This window comes from Streptomyces sp. NBC_00984 (genome assembly GCF_045162475.1).
Classification (GTDB): Bacteria; Actinomycetota; Actinomycetes; order Streptomycetales; family Streptomycetaceae; genus Streptomyces.
Genome location: NZ_CP108734.1, coordinates 4,305,698 through 4,324,741 on the forward strand (window position 1 = coordinate 4,305,698; position 19,044 = coordinate 4,324,741).

Sequence of the window (19,044 nt, forward strand, 5' to 3'; positions counted from 1 at the left end):
TTCGGTGAGTTCGACCTGACCCTCTGACCTGCTGTACAGTCTGTCTTCGCAGCCAGCCGCAAGGCAAGCAGCGAAAACCTGGTCCTGTGGAGCAGTTTGGAGTGCTCGCCACCCTGTCAAGGTGGAGGCCGCGGGTTCAAATCCCGTCAGGACCGCAGTAACGAAAGCCCGGATCCTTCTGGATCCGGGCTTTCGCGCGTCTTGACTCCGGCAACCGCCGACGAGTAGTCAGACAACAGAGGCCGTCCCTGATTTCCCGGTGCGGGGCGGCGGTCCACCGGGAGGTGGCGCGTATGACTGCGTCCGCCGCACACGAGACCCGCGCGCTCCTGCGCGCCCATCTGGCCGCCGCTTCCGGCCGCCGTCACCTCACCCACCACTGCCCGGTCTGCCATCGGCTCCTGAGGCTCGCCATGGAGCCCCTGACGGCCCGTCGGACCGATTCCACCCCCGAACCGCCGGAGCCGCGCACGGGGCGCCAGGACGGCGCCCTGGAAGCCGAGGACGAAAGTCCCCCGGGCGGGTGACCAATGGCGGGGTCTTCCGCTTCCCGACGGTGGCAGGCTCGTACTTGGCAAGCCTCGCACAGTGTGACGGGAGTCACCGAAAGAGTTTTGCGAAGCGGTGACTTTACCCCCTTCCTACAACTGGCGAATTTAATATGTGCAATTGCACCACTCGGACGGGAGCGCCACGGGACCATCCGAACCGTCCCGGCCCGGCCTCCCCGGGCGGTCCGGAACAGTCCCGAACAGACTCGCTCAAGCCCGCACGTCGACCCGGCCGGACCCGACCGGACGCGCGGTTTCCGGCACCCCCGGCGGACGGGCCGGCGCCCGGGTTCGCGGGGGTACGGAAAGGCGCGTGGGCACAAAAAAGATCGCGCTGGACCCGGCGGAGTCCAGCGCGATCGAACGACGCACCCGTATTGCACAGGTATGGCGCCCGTTGGGGCGGGCGCCCGTCATTTGGAGCTATGGGTGGGCCTGTACGGGTTGGGGGACCCGGAAGCCCGGTTGTTGCGGCGTGACAGGGGTGTGTCAGGCCTCGCTGCGCTGCTGCGGAATACCCGCAAGCAGTGCGCGGACCTCTGCCTCGCGGTACCGGCGATGTCCACCGAGCGTGCGGATGGACGTGAGCTTGCCTGCCTTGGCCCAGCGGGTAACCGTCTTCGGGTCCACGCGGAACATCGTGGCAACCTCAGCCGGGGTCAGCAGCGGCTCGGCATCAGGGGTGCGAGCGGTCATGAGCGGCCTCCTCGGGAGAACCGAACCATCTCGGTTCTTTCCTCTAAATTCTGCACCTTGACCCACGTTGCCCGAAATGGCGGACGCGGGCCGAGTCGGTTATAGGACGAACGGCTTGTCCTCGGCACTACAACTACACCATCCGTCCAGCCACGTCGGCCAAACCGATGGAATTGCCCTCCCAGGTGTTCATCAGCGACGGAAGCCGATGGACCATGCCATAGCGGACAGTCACTCCGCCGTGACGATCAGTCACAGAGCGATCAGGAGCCACCAGACCCCCCATAGCGTGCAATGCTGAGCATTCCGCCCTTAGTTGGACGGACGGAGCCCTCCCCGGGCTCCTTGTCCTATTTTGGCATGAGGAGTAGGGAAGGGCGCAAGAGCCCAGTTAGTGCTATCCATCACGCTTGAGGCAAAGGCCCGGTTCGGGACGTAGGTCCTAAGACCACAGGAGTACGCTTCCGCCTCTTCGTTCCCACGCGTCACACAGGACACAGGGCAGGACACAGGAACAGACGCGGATATCGCCTCGTCAGTTCGCGAACTGACGATCTCTTACGGCCCGCCAGCGCTCCGCCAGCCGGCCGTACGCCTCGCTCGCCCCTTCGGTGTCACCCGCCTGCAGCGCCGCGATGCCCTCGGCCACATCGGCGGCCGACCGGTCCCCGGCGAGCTGCTTCGCCGGCAGTGCGTGCACCAGACCGGCGTAGTCCAGCTCGACCAGCGCACGCGGATGGAACTCCTCCAGCCAGCGCCCCACGTCCACGAGCCCCTCGGTCAGCCGGCCCTCGTCCACCGACTCCCGCAGCGTCTTCAGCGTCCGGGCCAGCCGGCGGCGGGCCTGCACCATCGGCGTCCGGTACCGCAGCACCGGCGCCGCACCGTCCTCCCCCGCCCCCGCGTACTCCCGCTCCTCGTCGGAGAAGAGCACGAACCACCGCACCGGCACCTGCCACACCGAGGTACGGATCCACGGCCTGGCGTCCGGATTCCGCTCCGCCCACCGCTCGTGGTCCATGACCGCCTGCCCGCGCACCACCGGCGGCAGCACCGCGTCGAGCACCGGCCCGGGGAACATCTCCGTCAGCTCGTCCAGCGCCAGCCAGCCGCGCAGCCTGGTCCGCCACGGACAGACGCACACCACCCCGTCGACCTCGGCGACGAACGCGTCCCCGCTCTCGCGCACCGGCACCGCGACCGGCGGGGTGGCCGCCAAGTCGGCCAGCGAACGACGCAGTTCGTCCTGGGCGGTGGGCATCCGGGCGCCCCCGGCGTACCGCGCCCAGTGGGCGCGTTCGGGCTCCGGGAAGGCGGCCAGCGGCTCGTACACCCGGAGGTAGGACGCGTAAGGGACGAGCACTGAAGACACCACCGACATGCAGCAAATCGTGTCACGCCAGTACTCCGCCGGGGGGTGATCCTGGGCACTGGACCGGATCCGTGCCCGCGCAGGACTTACTCTCTTGCCCAGTCGGACCGGCCGTGCCCGCCGGTCCACGGCCCTCCCCACCTACAGGAGGGTCTTCGCCGCTTCGTACTTGGGAGTCACCACAGTGACCGATCTGACCGACGGCGTCCTGCGCACCCTGTTCCACTCGGAGCAGGGGGGCCACGAACAAGTCGTGCTCTGCCAGGACCGTGCCAGCGGCCTCAAGGCCGTCATCGCCATCCACTCCACCGCCCTGGGCCCGGCCCTCGGCGGCACCCGCTTCTATCCGTACGTCTCCGAGGAGGAGGCCGTCGCGGACGCGCTGAACCTCGCGCGCGGCATGTCGTACAAGAACGCCATGGCCGGTCTCGACCACGGCGGCGGCAAGGCCGTCATCATCGGCGACCCCGAACAGATCAAGTCGGAGGAACTGCTGCTGGCCTACGGCCGGTTCGTGGCCTCGCTCGGCGGGCGTTACGTGACCGCCTGCGACGTCGGCACCTACGTCGCCGACATGGACGTCGTCGCCCGCGAGTGCCGCTGGGCCACCGGCCGCTCCCCCGAGAACGGCGGCGCCGGCGACTCCTCGGTCCTCACCGCGTTCGGTGTCTTCCAGGGCATGCGGGCCTCTGCGCAGCACGTCTGGGGCGACCCGACGCTGCGTGGCCGAAAAGTGGGGGTCGCCGGGGTCGGCAAGGTCGGCCACTATCTCGTCGAGCATCTGCTCTCGGACGGTGCGGAGGTCGTGATCACGGATGTGCGGGAGGAATCCGTACGCCGGATCACCGACAAGCACCCCGGGGTCGCCGTCGCCACGGACACCGAGGCGCTGATCCGTACCAAGGGGCTCGACATCTATGCCCCGTGCGCGCTCGGCGGTGCGCTGAACGACGAGAGCATCGCGGTGCTCACGGCCAAGGTGGTGTGCGGCGCGGCCAACAACCAGCTCGCGCACCCCGGCATCGAGAAGGACCTCGCGGACCGGTCGATCCTGTACGCGCCCGACTACGTGGTGAACGCGGGCGGTGTCATCCAGGTCGCCGACGAGCTGCACGGCTTCGACTTCGACCGGTGCAGGGCCAAGGCGTCGAAGATCTTCGACACCACGCTGGCCATATTCGCACGTGCGAAGGATGACGGCATCCCGCCGGCCGCCGCGGCCGACCGGATCGCCGAGCAGCGGATGGCCGAAGCCCGCCGCCGCTGACGGTGGCGGACGCGTCACCCCGCGTCCACGCCGACCGTTGCCTGCCGACCCGCCGACCGGCGAGACAAGACTCACGCCGGTCGGCGGGTCGCGTGCCAAGAAGAGGTTAAAATCGCAGTTGACCAGCGAGGACGGGGCTTCTCGCCGGTCCTCTTCCGGGGCACGTGATGCGGGCGGCGTACCGTATGGCCGCGGAAGCAGGTACCGTTAAAGCCCTACGGGCACGGTCTCTCAGCCGAGAGTCCGTCCTGAAACATGAACGCGTGTCAAGACTCTGGGGCCGTCGAGCCCCGTCACCGAGGGGGTCGAGCCATGGGGCGCGGCCGGGCAAAGGCCAAGCAGACAAAGGTCGCCCGCCAGCTGAAGTACAGCAGCGGCGGGACTGACCTGTCGCGTCTGGCCAATGAGCTGGGCGCATCGCCTTCGAGTCAACCACCGAACGCAGAGCCGTTCGAGGACGACGACGAGGAAGATGACCCGTACGCACAGTACGCGGATCTGTACAACGACGACGAGGACGAGGACGAGGACGACAAGTCCGGTCCGTCGTCACAGCGCCGCGGCGCTTGACCTCGCGCTGACACATCAACCCGGTCCGGGCCTGTCCCGGACCGGGTTCTGTGCTGCCCCGGCCCGGTCCGGCCGCTCGTGCGGGGACCGGATTCGCCGAGGCCTTCCCCGATGATGTCTTCCCCGACCGCCGGACGTGCAGGAATCCCGGCGGACGAGGATGTAGCGGACACCGGGTCGCCCCGGTGTGCCCGCCCGTGTCTAGCGCGCGTACCCACCGACGAGCTCCGCGCCCGAGGTGTGCGCCCCGCGCTCGGTGATCTCGCCCGCGACCCAGGACTCGACCCCGCGGTCGGCCAGTGTCGTCAGTGCCACGTCCACGGACTCGGCCGGGACGATCGCGATCATGCCGACGCCCATGTTCAGCGTCTTCTCCAGCTCCAGCTGCTCGACCTGTCCCGTGCGGCCGACCACGTCGAAGACCGCGCCGGGCGTCCAGGTGGAGCGGTCGACCCTGGCGTGCAGTCCGTCCGGGATGACCCGGGCCAGGTTGTTGGCCAGGCCGCCGCCGGTGACGTGGCTGAAGCCGTGCACCTCGGTCGTACGGGTGAGCGCCAGGCAGTCCAGCGAGTAGATCTTGGTGGGCTCCAGGAGCTCCTCGCCGAGCGTGCGGCCGAACTCCTCGACCTGCCGGTCCAGCGACCAGCCGGCCCGGTCGAAGACCACGTGCCGGACGAGCGAGTACCCGTTGGAGTGAAGACCGGACGACGCCATGGCGATCACCGCGTCACCCTTACGGATACGGTCCGGGCCCAGCAGCCGGTCGGCCTCGACCACGCCCGTACCGGCGCCGGCGACATCGAAGTCGTCCGGACCGAGGAGGCCCGGGTGCTCGGCCGTCTCGCCGCCGACCAGGGAACAGCCCGCGAGGACACAGCCCTCGGCGATGCCCTTCACGATGGCCGCGACCCGCTCGGGGTGCACCTTGCCGACGCAGATGTAGTCGGTCATGAAGAGCGGCTCGGCACCGCAGACGACCAGGTCGTCGACGACCATGCCGACGAGGTCATGGCCGATGGTGTCGTACACGCCCATCTTGCGGGCGAGGTCGACCTTCGTGCCGACGCCGTCGGTGGCGGAGGCGAGCAGCGGACGCTCGTAGCGCTTGAGGGCCGAGGCATCGAAGAGGCCGGCGAAACCGCCGAGACCGCCGAGGCCCGCGACCTCGGGGCGCTGCGTCTTCTTCACCCACTCCTTCATCAGCTCGACGGCACGGTCGCCGGCTTCGATGTCGACGCCCGCTGCCGCGTAGGAAGCACCTGTTGTCTCAGACATTGCCTGGGATCTTTCGTGTGGAGATACGGGGCTGGTGGCCGGAGGTGTACGGCTGGGCCGTCACGGACGACGCAGTGCGTCGGACGCGGCGGTCGCCGCCGGGCCTGCTGCCAGCTCGGTCTCCAGCAGCTGCTTGCCGAGCAGCTCCGGGTCCGGGAGCTCCATGGGGTACTCACCGTCGAAGCAGGCGCGGCACAGATTCGGCTTGGCGATCGTCGTCGCCTCGACCATGGCGTCGAGCGAGATGTACGCGAGCGAGTCCGCGCCCATCGACGTGGAGATCTCGTCGACCGTCATGCCGTTGGCGATCAGCTCGGCGCGGGTCGCGAAGTCGATGCCGAAGAAGCAGGGCCATTTCACCGGCGGGGACGAGATCCGGATGTGGATCTCGGCGGCGCCGGCCTCGCGGAGCATCCGGACCAGTGCGCGCTGGGTGTTGCCGCGGACGATCGAGTCGTCGACGACCACCAGGCGCTTGCCCTTGATGACTTCCTTGAGCGGGTTCAGCTTGAGGCGGATGCCCAGCTGCCGAATGGTCTGGGACGGCTGGATGAAGGTCCGGCCGACGTAGGCGTTCTTGACCAGGCCGGCACCGAACGGGATGCCGCTGGCCTCCGCGTAACCGATGGCGGCGGGGGTGCCGGACTCCGGGGTCGCTATGACGAGGTCGGCCTCGACCGGGGCCTCGGCGGCCAGCCTGCGGCCCATCTCCACCCGGGAGAGGTAGACGTTGCGCCCGGCGATGTCGGTGTCGGGACGGGCCAGATAGACGTACTCGAAGACACAGCCCTTGGGCTTCGCTTCCGCGAACCGCGAGGTGCGCAGGCCGTTCTCGTCGATGGCGACGAGCTCGCCCGGCTCGATCTCGCGGACGAAGCTGGCGCCGCAGATGTCGAGGGCGGCGGACTCGGAGGCCACCACCCAGCCGCGCTCCAGCCGGCCGAGGACCAGCGGGCGGATGCCCTGCGGGTCACGGGCGGCGTAGAGGGTGTGCTCGTCCATGAAGACGAGGGAGAAGGCGCCCTTGACCTCGGGGAGCACCTTCGCGGCGGCCTCCTCGATGGTGAGCGGCTTGCCGTCGTCGTCGGTCTGGCCGGCGAGCAGCGCGGTCACCAGATCGGTGTCGTTCGTCGCGGCGACCTGGGTGGCGCGGCCGTCCTTGCGAGGAAGGTCGGCGACCATCTCGGCGAGCTGGGCCGTATTGACCAGATTGCCGTTGTGACCCAGGGCGATCGAGCCGTGCGCGGTCGCACGGAACGTCGGCTGCGCGTTCTCCCACACCGAGGCACCGGTGGTGGAGTAGCGGGCATGACCGACCGCGATATGGCCCTGGAGAGATCCCAGAGACGTTTCGTCGAAGACCTGCGAGACCAGTCCCATGTCCTTGAAGACCAGGATCTGGGACCCGTTGCTCACTGCGATGCCCGCGGACTCCTGTCCACGGTGCTGCAGGGCATACAGTCCGAAATAGGTGAGCTTGGCGACCTCTTCGCCCGGAGCCCAGACACCGAAGACGCCGCAAGCGTCCTGGGGGCCTTTCTCTCCGGGGAGCAGGTCGTGGTTGAGTCGTCCATCACCACGAGGCACACCACCGAGTGTAGGCGAGATCGACCACTGGTCCGAATTCGCGATACCGGGCCGGACCACCGGGGAAGCGCTCCCGGAGGGGGGTCGGGGACCGGTTCGGACCGTCACGCGGAGTGATCATCCATCGGTCGCGGTGGAGTACGGATCGGGCCACAGAGCGGTGGTCGCCCGGATCAGCGCCCGGTTACCGTCGGGTTCCGGCCATTCGGGCCGGGGCGCCCACCGGGCCGGATGGTGGCGCTCGGTGAGGCGGTCGGCGGCCCTGCGCGAGGCCCGACCGAACGCGCGTTTCGTGGTGAGCCTCACATCGGGATGCCCGGGATGGGGCCTTCGGGGACCCCGGGACTCCCGCGCCGCGGTGCCGGTGGCCGGGGCGGAAGGTCCGTGGAGGGTCCGCAGCCCGAGACCGTCGTCGACAGGCGTCCTGGGAGCGGATCGACGCCGGACTACTGCGGTACCCGACCGGGGCCTGAATCACGCCCGGGTGTCCCCCGGGGAGCCCGCGTCAGCCCGCGTCAGCCCGCGTCACTTGCCGGGTGCCTGGGCCGTCGCGCCGCTGAAGGCGCGAAACATGGCCGTCCCGAACCGCTCGACGTTCTTCTCGCAGCCCATCCGCGTGGTCGTGACCCGCCGCACGGTGATCGTGTCGCCGTCCGTGCGGGTCTCGGCGGTGAAGTGGTTGCAGCCGAAGTTCCCCGTGGCTCCGCCCTCGGTGTCGATCACGACGTGGGCGCCGTCCGGAGCCTCGGTCCTCCGGCCGCCGGCCGTCACCGAATCGACCTCCCAGTGGACTCCGGTGAGGCGCGGTCCGGTCCGTACCGAACCGCTGCCGTCGCCGGTCCCCGAACCGGCCCCCTTCTCCGTACCGCAGGCGGCAAGGGCAGGACGGCGAGCACTCCCACGGCCATCCGTTGCTTCCGCATGGACCTGGGACGGTGCGGGCGGCCGTCCGGTTCCCCCTCACCCCATCAGGGGCAGCAGGGCGGCGAGATCGGCCCGCTCCCCGCTGGCGCCGACCTTCGCCTCGTCGAGCGCCCGCGCCCACTCCGTACGCCCGGTGGCGAGCCGGATCCAGGTGAGCGGATCGGTCTCGACGACGTTGGGGGGCGTACCGCGGGTGTGCCTGGGGCCCTGCACGCACTGGACGACGGCGAACGGCGGGACCCGCACCTCGACCGAGCCGCCCGGCGCCTTCTCCGCGAGGGCGTCGGCGAGCAGCCGGGTACAGGCGGCCAGCGCCTGCCGGTCGTACGGGATGTCGAGGCCGGCCGCCTCGTTCAGATCGTCGGTGTGCACGACGAGTTCGACGGTACGGGTGACGAGGAAGTCGGTCAGCCGCATCGCCCCGACCCGTGTGGGCAGCAGCCGCTCGTCGCCGGCCCCGGGCACCAGCTCCTCGAACCGCCCCGCGACCTCCCCGTACAGCGCGTCCAGGTCGGGGTGGTCCAGGGCGAGCGCCCTGGTGTCGTCCGCGATGCGCGCGGCCCGGTCCGTGGTCGCGAACGGCCACTGGACGAGCGTCAGATCGGGCTTCGCCGAAGCGGGTTCGGGCAGCTCCAGATTCCGGGTGACGGCCGAGAGCGCCATGGTCAGATGCACGGCCAGTTCGCGCACGGTCCAGTCGCCGAGCCGGGTCGGCAGCGCGAGCTGTCCGGGCGTCAGGGCGCGAACGGCTTCCCGGACATGGGCGAACTGTGCCAGGACCGCGCTGCGGGTCCTGACCGGGTCGTAGCGGCGGGCGCGTTTCTGGGACGGCGGCATGTCCGGGAGCCTAAGGCCTGTCCCGGCGGACCGGGCTCGGGCAGGGCGCACGCCCGGTGGACGGCTCCGGCATACAGGAGGGGCGGCCCCGGCGGTCTCAGGACCGGGGGGCGAAGTCGCTCAGGCCGGTGGCGAGCAGGCCGAATCCGCGCTCGGCGAGTGCGACGGCGTCCGGCGCGATCGAGTCCGCCGACTCCCCCGCCAGCAACCGCAACTGGTTCGCGTATATGAGGGAGTTGCGGGTGCCGATCAGCTGGGCGCCCGCGATCCGGGCGATGGCCGGCTCCTCCCCCTCCTCGACCAGCGCTTCGGCGAGCAGGTCGAAGGAGCGCATGGAGAACGCGTGGGCCCGGGTGAGCAGCGCCGGGGTCTCCATGATCAGCCGGCGCACCCCGAGCACCACCGGCTCGTCGCTCATTCCGACCGAGGGATCGCGGCGCTCGACGCCGGCCAGGAACTGTCCGCGCACGGCGGCCAGGGCGGACTCGCCGGGGGCCCGTTCCCGTACCGCGCGCGCCACATCGCCGACGTGCTCCTCCATGGGGGCGAGGACCAGGTCCTCCTTGCCGGCGAAGTAGTTGAAGACAGTCATCTTCGACACCTCGGCCGCCTCCGCGATCTCGGCGACCGAGACCTTGTCGAAGCCGCGTTCGGCGAAGAGTGCGGTGGCCGCGGCCAGCAGGCGGTGCCGCGTCTGGAGCTTCTTGCGCTCGCGCAGGCTCATCCCCTCGGTCATGGGCGTCACTGTACCAGGATGAATGTTGATCCAGGATTAATTTTTGACTCGATACATTTCCTTGGGCCAGGGTGGTGCCCGTCCACAGCGGCGCCACGCCGCTCCGGAGGGGAGCCCCGTCATGTCCGCAGTCATGCCCCCAGTCATGACCGACCGTCAACGCGTCATCGGGTTCGTGCTCTGCATCGCCACGATCCTGCTGGCCGTGCTCGACACGAACATCGTTTCGTCGGCGACCGTGCCGATCGTCAGCGACCTCGGCCCGGCGCACGGCGTCGACAAGATCCCCTGGCTGATCGCCGCCTATCAGCTCGCCGCGACCGCGGCGCTGCCGCTGTACGGGAAGCTCTGCGACGTACTCGGCACCAAGAAGGTCTTTATCGGGGCCGTCGCCACCTTCCTCGCCGGTTCGGCGCTGTGCGGAATGGCCGGCTCCATGGGCGGGCTGACCGGCCACGCCCACCAGCAGGCGCTGGACGCCTTCGTCTCCTCGACGAACGTGGTCTTCTGGTCCGCGACCGGAGTGATGATCCTGGCGAGCGTTCTGGCGACCCGGCTGCCGGGCCGGCGCAAGCCGGAACCGGCGGACGCGAATTCCGCCGCATTCACCGCGACGCCGTCGCTCCACCGGTGAAACGGAATTCCGTCGGCCGGAATTCTCCGCACCCGGGAGATACGAGGACGGCCCCGCCCATGAAACAGGGCGGGGCCGTCCTCGTCGGAGGCGGGTGCGTCAGGCGAGCAGAGCCGGAATGGTCGCCTCGTGCGCCGTGCGGAGCTCGTTCAGCGGAATGCTGAACTCGCCCTGGATCTCGATCTCCTCGCCGTCCACGACACCGATACGGGATACGGGCAGACCCCGCGCCCCGCACATGTCGTTGAAACGAAGCTCCTCACTCCGCGGAACGGAGACGACCGCGCGCCCCGCCGACTCGGAGAAGAGGAACGTGAACGCGTCCAGACCGTCCGGCACGACCAGCCGGGCACCCTTCCCGCCGCGCAGGCAGGACTCGGTGACCGCCTGGATCAGACCGCCGTCGGAGAGGTCGTGCGCCGCGTCGATCATGCCGTCCCGGGAGGCCGAGATCAGGATCTCGCCGAGCAGCTTCTCGCGGCCCAGGTCGACCTTGGGCGGCATGCCGCCGAGGTGGCCGTGGACGACCTCGGACCAGGCCGAGCCGCCGAACTCCTCATGCGTGTCGCCCAGCAGGTAGAGGAGCTGGCCCTCTTCCGCGAAGGCGACCGGCGTGCGCCGGGTGACATCGTCGATCACACCGAGCACGGCCACGACCGGCGTCGGGTGGATCGCCGTCTCACCGGTCTGGTTGTACAGCGACACATTGCCGCCGGTGACCGGGGTGCCCAGCTCCAGGCAGCCGTCCGCGAGACCACGGGTGGCCTCGGCGAACTGCCACATGACGTCCGGGTCCTCGGGCGAACCGAAGTTCAGGCAGTCCGAGATCGCCAGCGGCTTGGCGCCGGATGCGGCGACATTGCGGTACGACTCCGCCAGCGCGAGCTGCGCGCCGGTGTACGGGTCGAGCTTGGCGTACCGGCCGTTGCCGTCGGTCGCCATGGCCACGCCCAGGTTCGACTCCTCGTCGATCCGGACCATGCCGGCGTCCTCGGGCATCGCGAGCACGGTGTTGCCCTGCACGAACCGGTCGTACTGGTCGGTGATCCAGGACTTCGACGCCTGGTTCGGCGAGGCGACCAGCTTGAGGACCTGCTCGCGCAGCTCCGCGCCGTTCGCCGGCCGGGCCAGCTTGCCCGCGTCGTCGGCCTGGAGCGCGTCCTGCCAGGACGGGCGGGCGAACGGACGGTGGTACGTCGGGCCCTCGTGGGCGACGGACCGCGGCGGCACGTCGACGATCTGCTCGCCGTGCCAGAAGATCTCCAGCTGGGAGCCCTCGGTCACCTCACCGATGACGGTGGCGATGACGTCCCACTTCTCGCAGATCTCCAGGAAGCGGTCGACGTGCCGCGGCTCGACGATCGCGCACATGCGCTCCTGCGACTCGCTCATGAGGATTTCCTCGGGCGAGAGGGAGGAGTCGCGCAGCGGCACGGTGTCCAGCTCGACGCGCATGCCGCCGGAACCGGCGGAGGCCAGCTCGGACGTGGCGCAGGAGAGCCCGGCGCCGCCGAGGTCCTGGATGCCCGCGACGAGCTTCTCCTTGAAGATCTCCAGGGTGCACTCGATGAGGAGCTTCTCCTGGAACGGGTCGCCGACCTGGACGGCCGGGCGCTTCGCGGGACCGGTCGACTCGAAGGTCTCCGAGGCCAGCACCGAGACACCGCCGATGCCGTCGCCGCCGGTGCGGGCACCGTAGAGGATCACCTTGTTGCCTGGGCCGGAGGCCTTGGCCAGGTGGATGTCCTCGTGCTTCATCACGCCGATGCAGCCGGCGTTGACCAGCGGGTTGCCCTGGTAGCAGGCGTCGAAGACGACCTCGCCGCCGATGTTCGGCAGACCCAGGCAGTTGCCGTAGCCGCCGATGCCCGCGACGACGCCCGGCAGGACGCGCTTGGTGTCGGGGTGGTCGGCCGCACCGAAACGCAGCGGGTCGACGACGGCGACCGGGCGGGCGCCCATGGCGAGGATGTCGCGGACGATGCCGCCGACGCCGGTCGCCGCACCCTGGTAGGGCTCGATGTACGAGGGGTGGTTGTGCGACTCGACCTTGAAGGTGACCGCGTAACCCTGACCGACGTCGACCACACCGGCGTTCTCGCCGATGCCGACGAGCATCGCGTCGTTGACGGGGACCTTCTCGCCGAACTGCTTGAGGTGGACCTTGCTGCTCTTGTACGAGCAGTGCTCGGACCACATCACGGAGTACATGGCGAGCTCGGCGCCGGTGGGACGGCGGCCCAGGATCTCGCGGATCCGGGCGTACTCGTCCTCCTTGAGGCCGAGCTCCTTCCAGGGCTGCTCGACGTCCGGGGTCTCGGCCGCGTGCTTGACCGTATCCAGGCTCATGCGTTGACCAGCTTCTTGATGATCGAGGTGAAGAAACCGAGACCGTCGGTGCGCCCGGTTCCGGTCAGCGGCTCGACGGCGTGCTCCGGGTGCGGCATCAGGCCGACGACATTGCCCGCGGCGTTGGTGATGCCGGCGATGTCGCGCAGCGAGCCGTTGGGGTTCATGTCCAGGTAGCGGAAGGCGACCCGGCCCTCCGCCTCCAGCTCGTCGAGCACGCGCTCGTCGGCGACGTAGCGCCCGTCCATGTTCTTGAGCGGTACGGAGATCTCCTGGCCCGCGGAGTAGTCCGAGGTCCAGGCGGTCTCCGCGTTCTCGACGCGCAGCTTCTGGTCGCGGCAGATGAAGTGCAGGTGGTTGTTCCGCAGCATCGCGCCGGGCAGCAGATGCGCCTCGGTCAGGATCTGGAAGCCGTTGCAGATGCCGAGGACCGGCATCCCCGCCTTCGCCTGCTCGATGACGGTCTCCATGACCGGCGAGAAGCGGGAGATGGCGCCGGCCCGCAGATAGTCGCCGTAGGAGAAGCCGCCCGCCAGGATGACCGCGTCGACCTGGTGCAGGTTCTTGTCGCGGTGCCACAGCGATACGGGTTCGGCGCCCGCGAGCCGTACGGCCCTCAGGCTGTCCTGGTCGTCGAGCGTGCCGGGAAAGGTGACGACTCCGATTCGGGTGTTACTGCGGCCCGAAGGGCCTCCCTCACGGGTGGTGGTGGGAGACGGGCGGGAAGTCACTTCGACTCCTCGGCCTTCTCCACCTTCACGGTGAAGTCCTCGATGACGGTGTTGGCGAGGAAAGTCTCGGCCATCTCGTGAATGCGGCTGAGGGCGGCGTCGTCGACCGGCCCCTCGACCTCGAGCTCGAAACGCTTTCCCTGACGTACGTCCGCGATTCCCTCGAAGCCGAGACGGGGCAGTGCACGCTGCACCGCCTGTCCCTGCGGGTCGAGGATCTCGGGCTTGAGCATGACGTCGACTACGACGCGTGCCACTGGCACTCCCGGTGGTGGTGTGGTGCGGCTGTTTCTCCGGGGGGCTCCCCAGACCCCCGCAGGTCCCCTCAGCCTACCTGGCCAGAAATTCTACGCGGGTAGATATCGAGATCCCTTGATCACGCCCAGATATCGGACGTGACAACACACGGGGAAAGTCCTGCAAAAAAAATCCTCACCAGCAGCACACATAGAAGGCTGACACGCGGAGGTAATTGGCTGGGCTTCACAATGCGGCACCCATCGCTGTACAAATGATTACCGGGGAATGCAGCATTGCCCCTAAACAGTCGACAACCGTCGACACCGCATCCGCCTAGCAGCCGGAAGGCCGGCATCAGCGCACGCCAGACGCGCCGATACCGTAGGAAAGGACCGATATCCGTGGCTCAGCGCGTAGTGGTCACGCTCTCCGACGACATCGACGGGGGAGCAGCGGCGGAAACGGTCACCTTCGCCCTGGACGGGAAGTCGTACGAGATCGACCTCAATCCGTCCAATGCGAAGAAACTGCGCAAGGCTCTCGCTCCGTACATGGCGGCAGGCCGTAAGCAGACAAATGCCAGCAAGCGCGGCAAGACTCCCGTGTCGTACCGGCACACTTCACTCGCCCCCGACCCGGCGGCCGTGCGCGCCTGGGCCCGCTCCCACCGGATGGAGGTGCCGGCCCGCGGCCGGATTCCCAAGAAGGTCTACGAGGCTTTCCGCGAAGCGAGTTGACCGGCCGCCAGGACCCGGCCGCCCGCGGCACTCGCCGAGAGCGGCCGGCGCACCCTTCGACGACACCCAGCGGGCACCGACTTGCGCAACACCCCCGCAGGTCGGCTAAAGTCTGGAGCACGCCGAAGGGCAAGGCCGCAAAGCCGAACCCCACGCAGCGTGCGGGTGTAGTTCAGTAGCAGAACATCCCCCTTCCAGGGGGAAGGCGCAGTGTGCAATTCCTGTCACCCGCTCTGCATCGCTCTTATCGACCACTCCGGTGGATCGGGTAGAGTGATGCTCGCACCGCCCGATGGATCTCCTCTTGAGGAGTACAATGAGCGGCAGCAATGCGGACGTGGCTCAGTTGGTAGAGCATCACCTTGCCAAGGTGAGGGTCGCGAGTTCGAATCTCGTCGTCCGCTCTTGATCGAAATGAAGGCCCTGGTCGATATTGACCAGGGCCTTCGTCGTATTCCCACCGGCTTTCCCCGTACTCTCCGGGCTCTCCGGCCTCTCCGGGCCCACACGCTCCTCGGGCCATGACGTTTGTCATGAGCAGTGATGACAGCTCGCACTGATCTCGACGCCGATCCGGCGGAAGTCTTCAAGCATGACCAGCGACGACATTCCAAGCGACCACGTGGGCAGGGCTGCGGACGGGGCTGTGGCATCCACCACATCTGCCACATCTGCCACATCTGCCACGTTCGCTTCCGCTTCCGCCTCCGCTTCCGCTTCCGCTCTCTCCTCCGCTTCTGCCTCCGTTTGCGATGCGGTGATCGAGGCGGACGGTGTGCGGCGGCGTTATGCGGGCGGCTTCGAGGCCGTGGCCGGTGTCTCCTTCTCGGTGGCGCGCGGCGAGCTCTTCGCTCTGCTCGGTACGAACGGCGCCGGAAAGACCTCCACCGTCGAACTGCTGGAGGGCCTGGCCAGGCCCGACGTCGGCACGGTGCGGGTGCTCGGCCACGACCCGTTCCGCGAGCGCGCCGCCGTCCGGCCGCGGATCGGAGTGATGCTCCAGGAGGGCGGGTTCCCGTCCGACCTGACGGTCACCGAGACGGTACGGATGTGGGCGGGCTGCACCAGCGGCGCGCGCCCGACCGCTGAGGCGCTGGACCTGGTCGGGCTCGCCCACCGGACGCGGGTGCGGGTCAAACAGCTCTCCGGCGGTGAGCGGCGCCGCCTCGACCTGGCGCTGGCCCTGCTCGGCCGGCCCGAGGTGCTGTTCCTGGACGAGCCGACCACCGGGCTCGACGCCGAAGGGCGGCGCGACACCTGGGAGTTGGTGCGCGAGCTGCGCGACGGCGGCACCACCGTGCTGCTCACCACGCACTACCTGGAGGAGGCCGAGACGCTCGCCGACCGGCTGGCGATCATGCACCGGGGGCGGATCGTGACGGCGGGCACCACCGCCGAGGTGACGGCCGCCCGCCCCGCCCGCATCCGGTTCGAGCTGCCGGAGGGGGTACCGGCGGCCTGGCTTCCGCTGGGGCTGCGGGCCGCCGCCGAGGACCGCCGGATCGAGATCCGTACCCATCGGCTGCAGGAGTCCCTGGACGAACTGCTGACCTGGGCGAGGGAGTCGGACGTCCGGCTGCTCGGCCTCGATGCCCGGTCGGCCTCGCTCGAAGAGGCGTTTCTCGATATCGCGCAGAGCGCGTCGGAGTCCGAAAAGGTGGCCGCGTGATGACGACCATGACGACCGGCACGACGACCACGACCTTCCGGGGCCGGCTGACCGCTCTCGGGCGCGCCGAAGTCACTCTGCTCGCCCGTAACCGGACGGCGGTATTCGTCGCGCTGCTGATGCCCGCCGCCATGGTCCTGGCCATGAAGTCGACGCTCAAGCAGTCCGTCCTCGACGGGTCCGGCCTGACCGTCGCCGCGGCGGCACTCACCGGCGGCATCGGCATCGTGCTGATCCAGGCCGTCTACATGAACCTGGTCTCGGCCTACGTGGCGCGGCGCGAGGACCTGGTCCTGAAGCGACTGCGTACCGGCGAGGTCACCGACCGGGAGATCCTCGTCGGGACCGCTCTGCCGTCGGTCGCGCTGGCGCTGGCGCAGACCGTGGTGATCGTGGTGGCGGGGACGGCCTTCTTCGGCCTCGCCGCGCCGCAGCGGCCCGAACTGCTGCTGGCGGGCCTGCTGCTGGGCGTGGTGCTGCTGACGGCGCTGGCAGCGGCCACCTCCGCGGTGACCCGCACCGTGCAGACGGCGCAGCTCACCACCCTCCCGCTGTTCTTCATCTCGATGATGGGCTCGGGGCTCTTCGTGCCGCTGGAGATCATGCCCGGCCCGATGGCGTCCGTGTGCGAGCTGCTGCCGGTGACCGGGGTGATGACGCTCGTCCGGACGGGCTGGCTGGGCGGCGCCGACGGCTCCGACCTGTTCGTGGCCGCTCTGACGGGGCTGGCCTGGACCGCGTTCGCCGTGTTTGCTGTGCAACGTCGGTTCCGCTGGGATCCGCGACGCTGAAGGAGGAAGCCGTGTCGGTGCTCGTACGGGGCTGGCGCCGCAGCTGGCAGGAGCGCAGCAAGCTGGAGCGAATCGATCTCTACACGCGGCTGACCCTCTCGGTGATCCCCTGGATCTTCGCCCTGTCCTGGCAGCTGACCCCCTTCAAGTCGGACATCCGCCATGCGCCGCTCCCGATCGCGCTGGGCGTGGCCCTGCTGCTCGTGAGCCTGGCGCAGTGCCTGCTGAGCAATCGCAACGTGGATCTGTCGTACGCGCACTACCTCGGCACCGCCGTCTTTCCCCGGCGGCGGCAGCTGACACCGCTGGTGCTGCTGCTGGTGAATCTGGGGCTCCTGGCGACGATGGCCGGGGTGGACGGGATCGACGACGGCGGGCTGCTCGTCATGGCCATGAACGCACCGATTGCGTTCGCGATCACGCAGACCCTGCTGGCCCCGGTCCGCACCTTCCTGATCCAGTCGTTCGCCGTCACCGCGCTGAACGTCGGCGTCCTCGCCGCGGTCGGAGTGCGGGGCGGGACACTGATCGGGGTGGTGCCGACGACGCTCTTCGGCTGCATGCTCGTCCTGATCTCCGTACGGCCCAGTGCCTGGAGCCTGGGCGTGATGTGGCAGGCGGAGGAGGCCCGCGACCTCCAGGCCCGGCTCGCGGTCGCCGAGGAGCGGCTGCGGTTCGGGCGGGACCTGCACGACGTACTGGGCCGCAATCTCGCCGTGATCGCGCTGAAGAGCGAACTGGCCGTGGAGCTGGCACAGCGCGGCAGGCCGGAAGCGGTGGACCAGATGGTCGAGGTGCAGCGGATCGCCCGCACCTCCCAGCAGGAGGTACGGGATGTCGTACGGGGATACCGGGAGGCCGATCTGAGTACGGAACTGGCCGGTGCCCGGGGAGTTCTGAGTGCGGCCGGGATCGAGTGCGAGGTGGTGGGGGACACCGGTGGCCCGCTGCCGGCGCCCGTGCAGTCGGCGCTCGGCTGGGTCGTGCGGGAGGCGGCGACCAATGTGCTGCGGCACGGCGATCCGCGCCGCTGCACGATCCGGCTCAGCTCCTCGGCGGACGAGGTCGTGCTGCGGGTGGAGAACGACGGGGTGGCGGTCGCCGCCGCGGGACCGGACGGGAGTTCCGGGGCGGACGACGGATCCGAACCGGGCGGCTCCGGCCTGGCCGGGCTGCGGGAGCGGCTTCGCGTGCTCGACGGTTCGCTGGACGCGGGCCCGGCGGGGAACGGCCTGTTCCGGCTCACGGCGACGATCCCGCTCGGGCCGGCGGCGTCCTCGGCCCGCGATGAGAGCCCGCCTGCCGCCCGGGAGGCGCCCGCCCTTCAGGAGGAACGACGATGACGGCCGTACGAGTACTGCTCGCCGACGACGAGCATCTGATCCGGGGCGCGCTGGCCGCGCTGCTGGCGCTGGAGGACGATCTCGTGGTGGTCGCGGAGGCTGCGACCGGCCCCGAGGCGCTGGCCATGGCACGGGCCCACCGGCCCGATGTGGCGGTCCTCGATCTGGAGATGCCGGGCGCCGACGGTGTGAGTGTCGCCACATCACTGCGGGCCGAACTGCCCGGCTGCCGGACGATGATCGTGACGAGTCACGGCCTGCCCGGACACCTGAAGCGGGCACTCGCCGCGGGCGTGCGGGCCTTCGTGCCGAAGACCGTCAGCGCCCGGCAGCTGGCCGGGATCATCCGCACCGTGCATGCCGGAAACCGTTATGTGGACCCGGAGTTGGCGGCCGACGCGATCTCCGCCGGGGACTCGCCGCTGACCGCGCGCGAGACCGAAGTGCTGGAGCTGGCGGCGGACGGGGCGCCCGTCGCGGAGATCGCCGAGCGGGCTTCGCTGTCGCAGGGAACCGTACGGAATTACCTCTCCGCGGCCGCCTCGAAGCTCGGTGCGGAGAATCGCCACGCCGCGGTGCGTCTCGCGCGGCAGCGCGGATGGGTATAGTGGTCCTCGCGCTTCGGCGCTTGCGGACGTAGCTCAGTTGGTAGAGCGCAACCTTGCCAAGGTTGAGGTCGCCAGTTCGAACCTGGTCGTCCGCTCGGTTCAGCAAGAAACCCCCGGCCTTCCGGCC

Annotated in this window: 19 protein-coding genes and 4 tRNA genes; 13 read left to right on the top strand and 10 right to left on the bottom strand. The window is 69.4% G+C overall.

The window, feature by feature from the left end; translation table 11 throughout:
- Nucleotides 1–80 precede the first annotated feature (80 nt).
- Both OG520_RS19050 and OG520_RS19055 read left to right on the top strand, forming a co-directional pair.
- Nucleotides 81–155: transfer RNA gene (locus tag OG520_RS19050), tRNA-Asp, on the top strand.
- 138 nt (nt 156–293) lie between these two features.
- Complete coding sequence (locus tag OG520_RS19055) at nt 294–527, top strand: DUF6274 family protein (RefSeq protein WP_406013953.1); 234 nt, start codon at nt 294–296, stop codon at nt 525–527.
- 513 nt (nt 528–1,040) lie between these two features.
- On the opposite strand, the gene bldC is transcribed toward OG520_RS19055, so the two are convergent.
- Both bldC and OG520_RS19065 read right to left on the bottom strand, forming a co-directional pair.
- Entirely contained in the window at nt 1,041–1,247 is a 207-nt protein-coding gene (bldC, locus tag OG520_RS19060; RefSeq protein ID WP_003949541.1) for a developmental transcriptional regulator BldC, read from the bottom strand.
- A 535-nt stretch (nt 1,248–1,782) separates the two neighbouring features.
- The gene (locus OG520_RS19065) at nt 1,783–2,628 is read right to left on the bottom strand and encodes a hypothetical protein (protein WP_399332115.1); all 846 of its coding nucleotides are present in this window, start codon (nt 2,626–2,628) and stop codon (nt 1,783–1,785) included.
- A 175-nt stretch (nt 2,629–2,803) separates the two neighbouring features.
- Between OG520_RS19065 and OG520_RS19070 the strand changes: the two genes are divergently transcribed.
- Complete coding sequence (locus OG520_RS19070; protein ID WP_406013954.1) at nt 2,804–3,886, top strand: Leu/Phe/Val dehydrogenase; 1,083 nt, start codon at nt 2,804–2,806, stop codon at nt 3,884–3,886.
- Nucleotides 3,887–4,198: 312 nt separating this feature from the next.
- Complete coding sequence (locus tag OG520_RS19075; protein ID WP_072488579.1) at nt 4,199–4,456, top strand: DUF3073 domain-containing protein; 258 nt, start codon at nt 4,199–4,201, stop codon at nt 4,454–4,456.
- A gap of 201 nt (nt 4,457–4,657) precedes the next feature.
- Here OG520_RS19075 and purM read toward each other — a convergent pair whose 3' ends face one another.
- From purM to OG520_RS19100, 5 genes are all read right to left on the bottom strand, one after another.
- Nucleotides 4,658–5,731: a phosphoribosylformylglycinamidine cyclo-ligase gene (gene purM / locus OG520_RS19080; protein ID WP_399332119.1), complete on the bottom strand. Its 1,074-nt coding sequence runs from the start codon at nt 5,729–5,731 to the stop codon at nt 4,658–4,660.
- Nucleotides 5,732–5,791: 60 nt separating this feature from the next.
- Nucleotides 5,792–7,318, bottom strand: coding sequence for an amidophosphoribosyltransferase (gene purF, locus OG520_RS19085; RefSeq protein WP_266416480.1), 1,527 nt, complete (start codon nt 7,316–7,318; stop codon nt 5,792–5,794).
- A 525-nt stretch (nt 7,319–7,843) separates the two neighbouring features.
- Complete coding sequence (locus tag OG520_RS19090) at nt 7,844–8,089, bottom strand: META domain-containing protein (RefSeq protein WP_406013955.1); 246 nt, start codon at nt 8,087–8,089, stop codon at nt 7,844–7,846.
- Between the two features lie 189 nt (nt 8,090–8,278).
- On the bottom strand, nt 8,279–9,079 hold the full coding sequence (locus OG520_RS19095) for a sterol carrier family protein (RefSeq protein WP_406013956.1): 801 nt from the start codon (nt 9,077–9,079) through the stop codon (nt 8,279–8,281).
- Nucleotides 9,080–9,176: 97 nt separating this feature from the next.
- Nucleotides 9,177–9,815, bottom strand: coding sequence for a TetR/AcrR family transcriptional regulator (locus OG520_RS19100; protein ID WP_406013957.1), 639 nt, complete (start codon nt 9,813–9,815; stop codon nt 9,177–9,179).
- Between the two features lie 145 nt (nt 9,816–9,960).
- Between OG520_RS19100 and OG520_RS19105 the strand changes: the two genes are divergently transcribed.
- Nucleotides 9,961–10,449: an MFS transporter gene (locus OG520_RS19105; RefSeq protein ID WP_406013958.1), complete on the top strand. Its 489-nt coding sequence runs from the start codon at nt 9,961–9,963 to the stop codon at nt 10,447–10,449.
- A 99-nt stretch (nt 10,450–10,548) separates the two neighbouring features.
- Here OG520_RS19105 and purL read toward each other — a convergent pair whose 3' ends face one another.
- The 3 genes from purL to purS all read right to left on the bottom strand — a co-directional run bounded on the left by purL (nt 10,549) and on the right by purS (nt 13,786).
- Nucleotides 10,549–12,798, bottom strand: coding sequence for a phosphoribosylformylglycinamidine synthase subunit PurL (gene purL / locus OG520_RS19110; protein ID WP_385331310.1), 2,250 nt, complete (start codon nt 12,796–12,798; stop codon nt 10,549–10,551).
- Nucleotides 12,795–13,463, bottom strand: coding sequence for a phosphoribosylformylglycinamidine synthase subunit PurQ (gene purQ / locus OG520_RS19115; protein WP_399332294.1), 669 nt, complete (start codon nt 13,461–13,463; stop codon nt 12,795–12,797). The genes purL and purQ overlap by 4 nt, the downstream gene beginning before the upstream one ends.
- A gap of 62 nt (nt 13,464–13,525) precedes the next feature.
- On the bottom strand, nt 13,526–13,786 hold the full coding sequence (purS, locus tag OG520_RS19120) for a phosphoribosylformylglycinamidine synthase subunit PurS (protein WP_176729353.1): 261 nt from the start codon (nt 13,784–13,786) through the stop codon (nt 13,526–13,528).
- A gap of 384 nt (nt 13,787–14,170) precedes the next feature.
- Between purS and OG520_RS19125 the strand changes: the two genes are divergently transcribed.
- The 8 genes from OG520_RS19125 to OG520_RS19160 all read left to right on the top strand — a co-directional run bounded on the left by OG520_RS19125 (nt 14,171) and on the right by OG520_RS19160 (nt 19,012).
- On the top strand, nt 14,171–14,506 hold the full coding sequence (locus tag OG520_RS19125; RefSeq protein ID WP_399332131.1) for an Lsr2 family protein: 336 nt from the start codon (nt 14,171–14,173) through the stop codon (nt 14,504–14,506).
- A gap of 161 nt (nt 14,507–14,667) precedes the next feature.
- Nucleotides 14,668–14,739 (top strand) — tRNA-Gly (locus OG520_RS19130).
- Nucleotides 14,740–14,837: 98 nt separating this feature from the next.
- Nucleotides 14,838–14,910 (top strand) — tRNA-Gly (locus OG520_RS19135).
- Nucleotides 14,911–15,263: 353 nt separating this feature from the next.
- Nucleotides 15,264–16,175: an ABC transporter ATP-binding protein gene (locus OG520_RS19140; RefSeq protein ID WP_406013959.1), complete on the top strand. Its 912-nt coding sequence runs from the start codon at nt 15,264–15,266 to the stop codon at nt 16,173–16,175.
- The gene (locus OG520_RS19145; RefSeq protein WP_406013960.1) at nt 16,175–16,966 is read left to right on the top strand and encodes an ABC transporter permease; all 792 of its coding nucleotides are present in this window, start codon (nt 16,175–16,177) and stop codon (nt 16,964–16,966) included. Before OG520_RS19140 ends, OG520_RS19145 begins: the two co-directional genes overlap by 1 nt.
- Nucleotides 16,967–16,983: 17 nt before the next feature.
- Nucleotides 16,984–18,309, top strand: a complete 1,326-nt coding sequence (locus OG520_RS19150; RefSeq protein WP_399332296.1) for a sensor histidine kinase — start codon at nt 16,984–16,986, stop codon at nt 18,307–18,309.
- Complete coding sequence (locus OG520_RS19155; RefSeq protein WP_266416498.1) at nt 18,306–18,917, top strand: response regulator transcription factor; 612 nt, start codon at nt 18,306–18,308, stop codon at nt 18,915–18,917. Before OG520_RS19150 ends, OG520_RS19155 begins: the two co-directional genes overlap by 4 nt.
- Nucleotides 18,918–18,939: 22 nt before the next feature.
- A tRNA-Gly gene (locus OG520_RS19160) sits at nt 18,940–19,012 on the top strand.
- Nucleotides 19,013–19,044 lie beyond the last annotated feature (32 nt).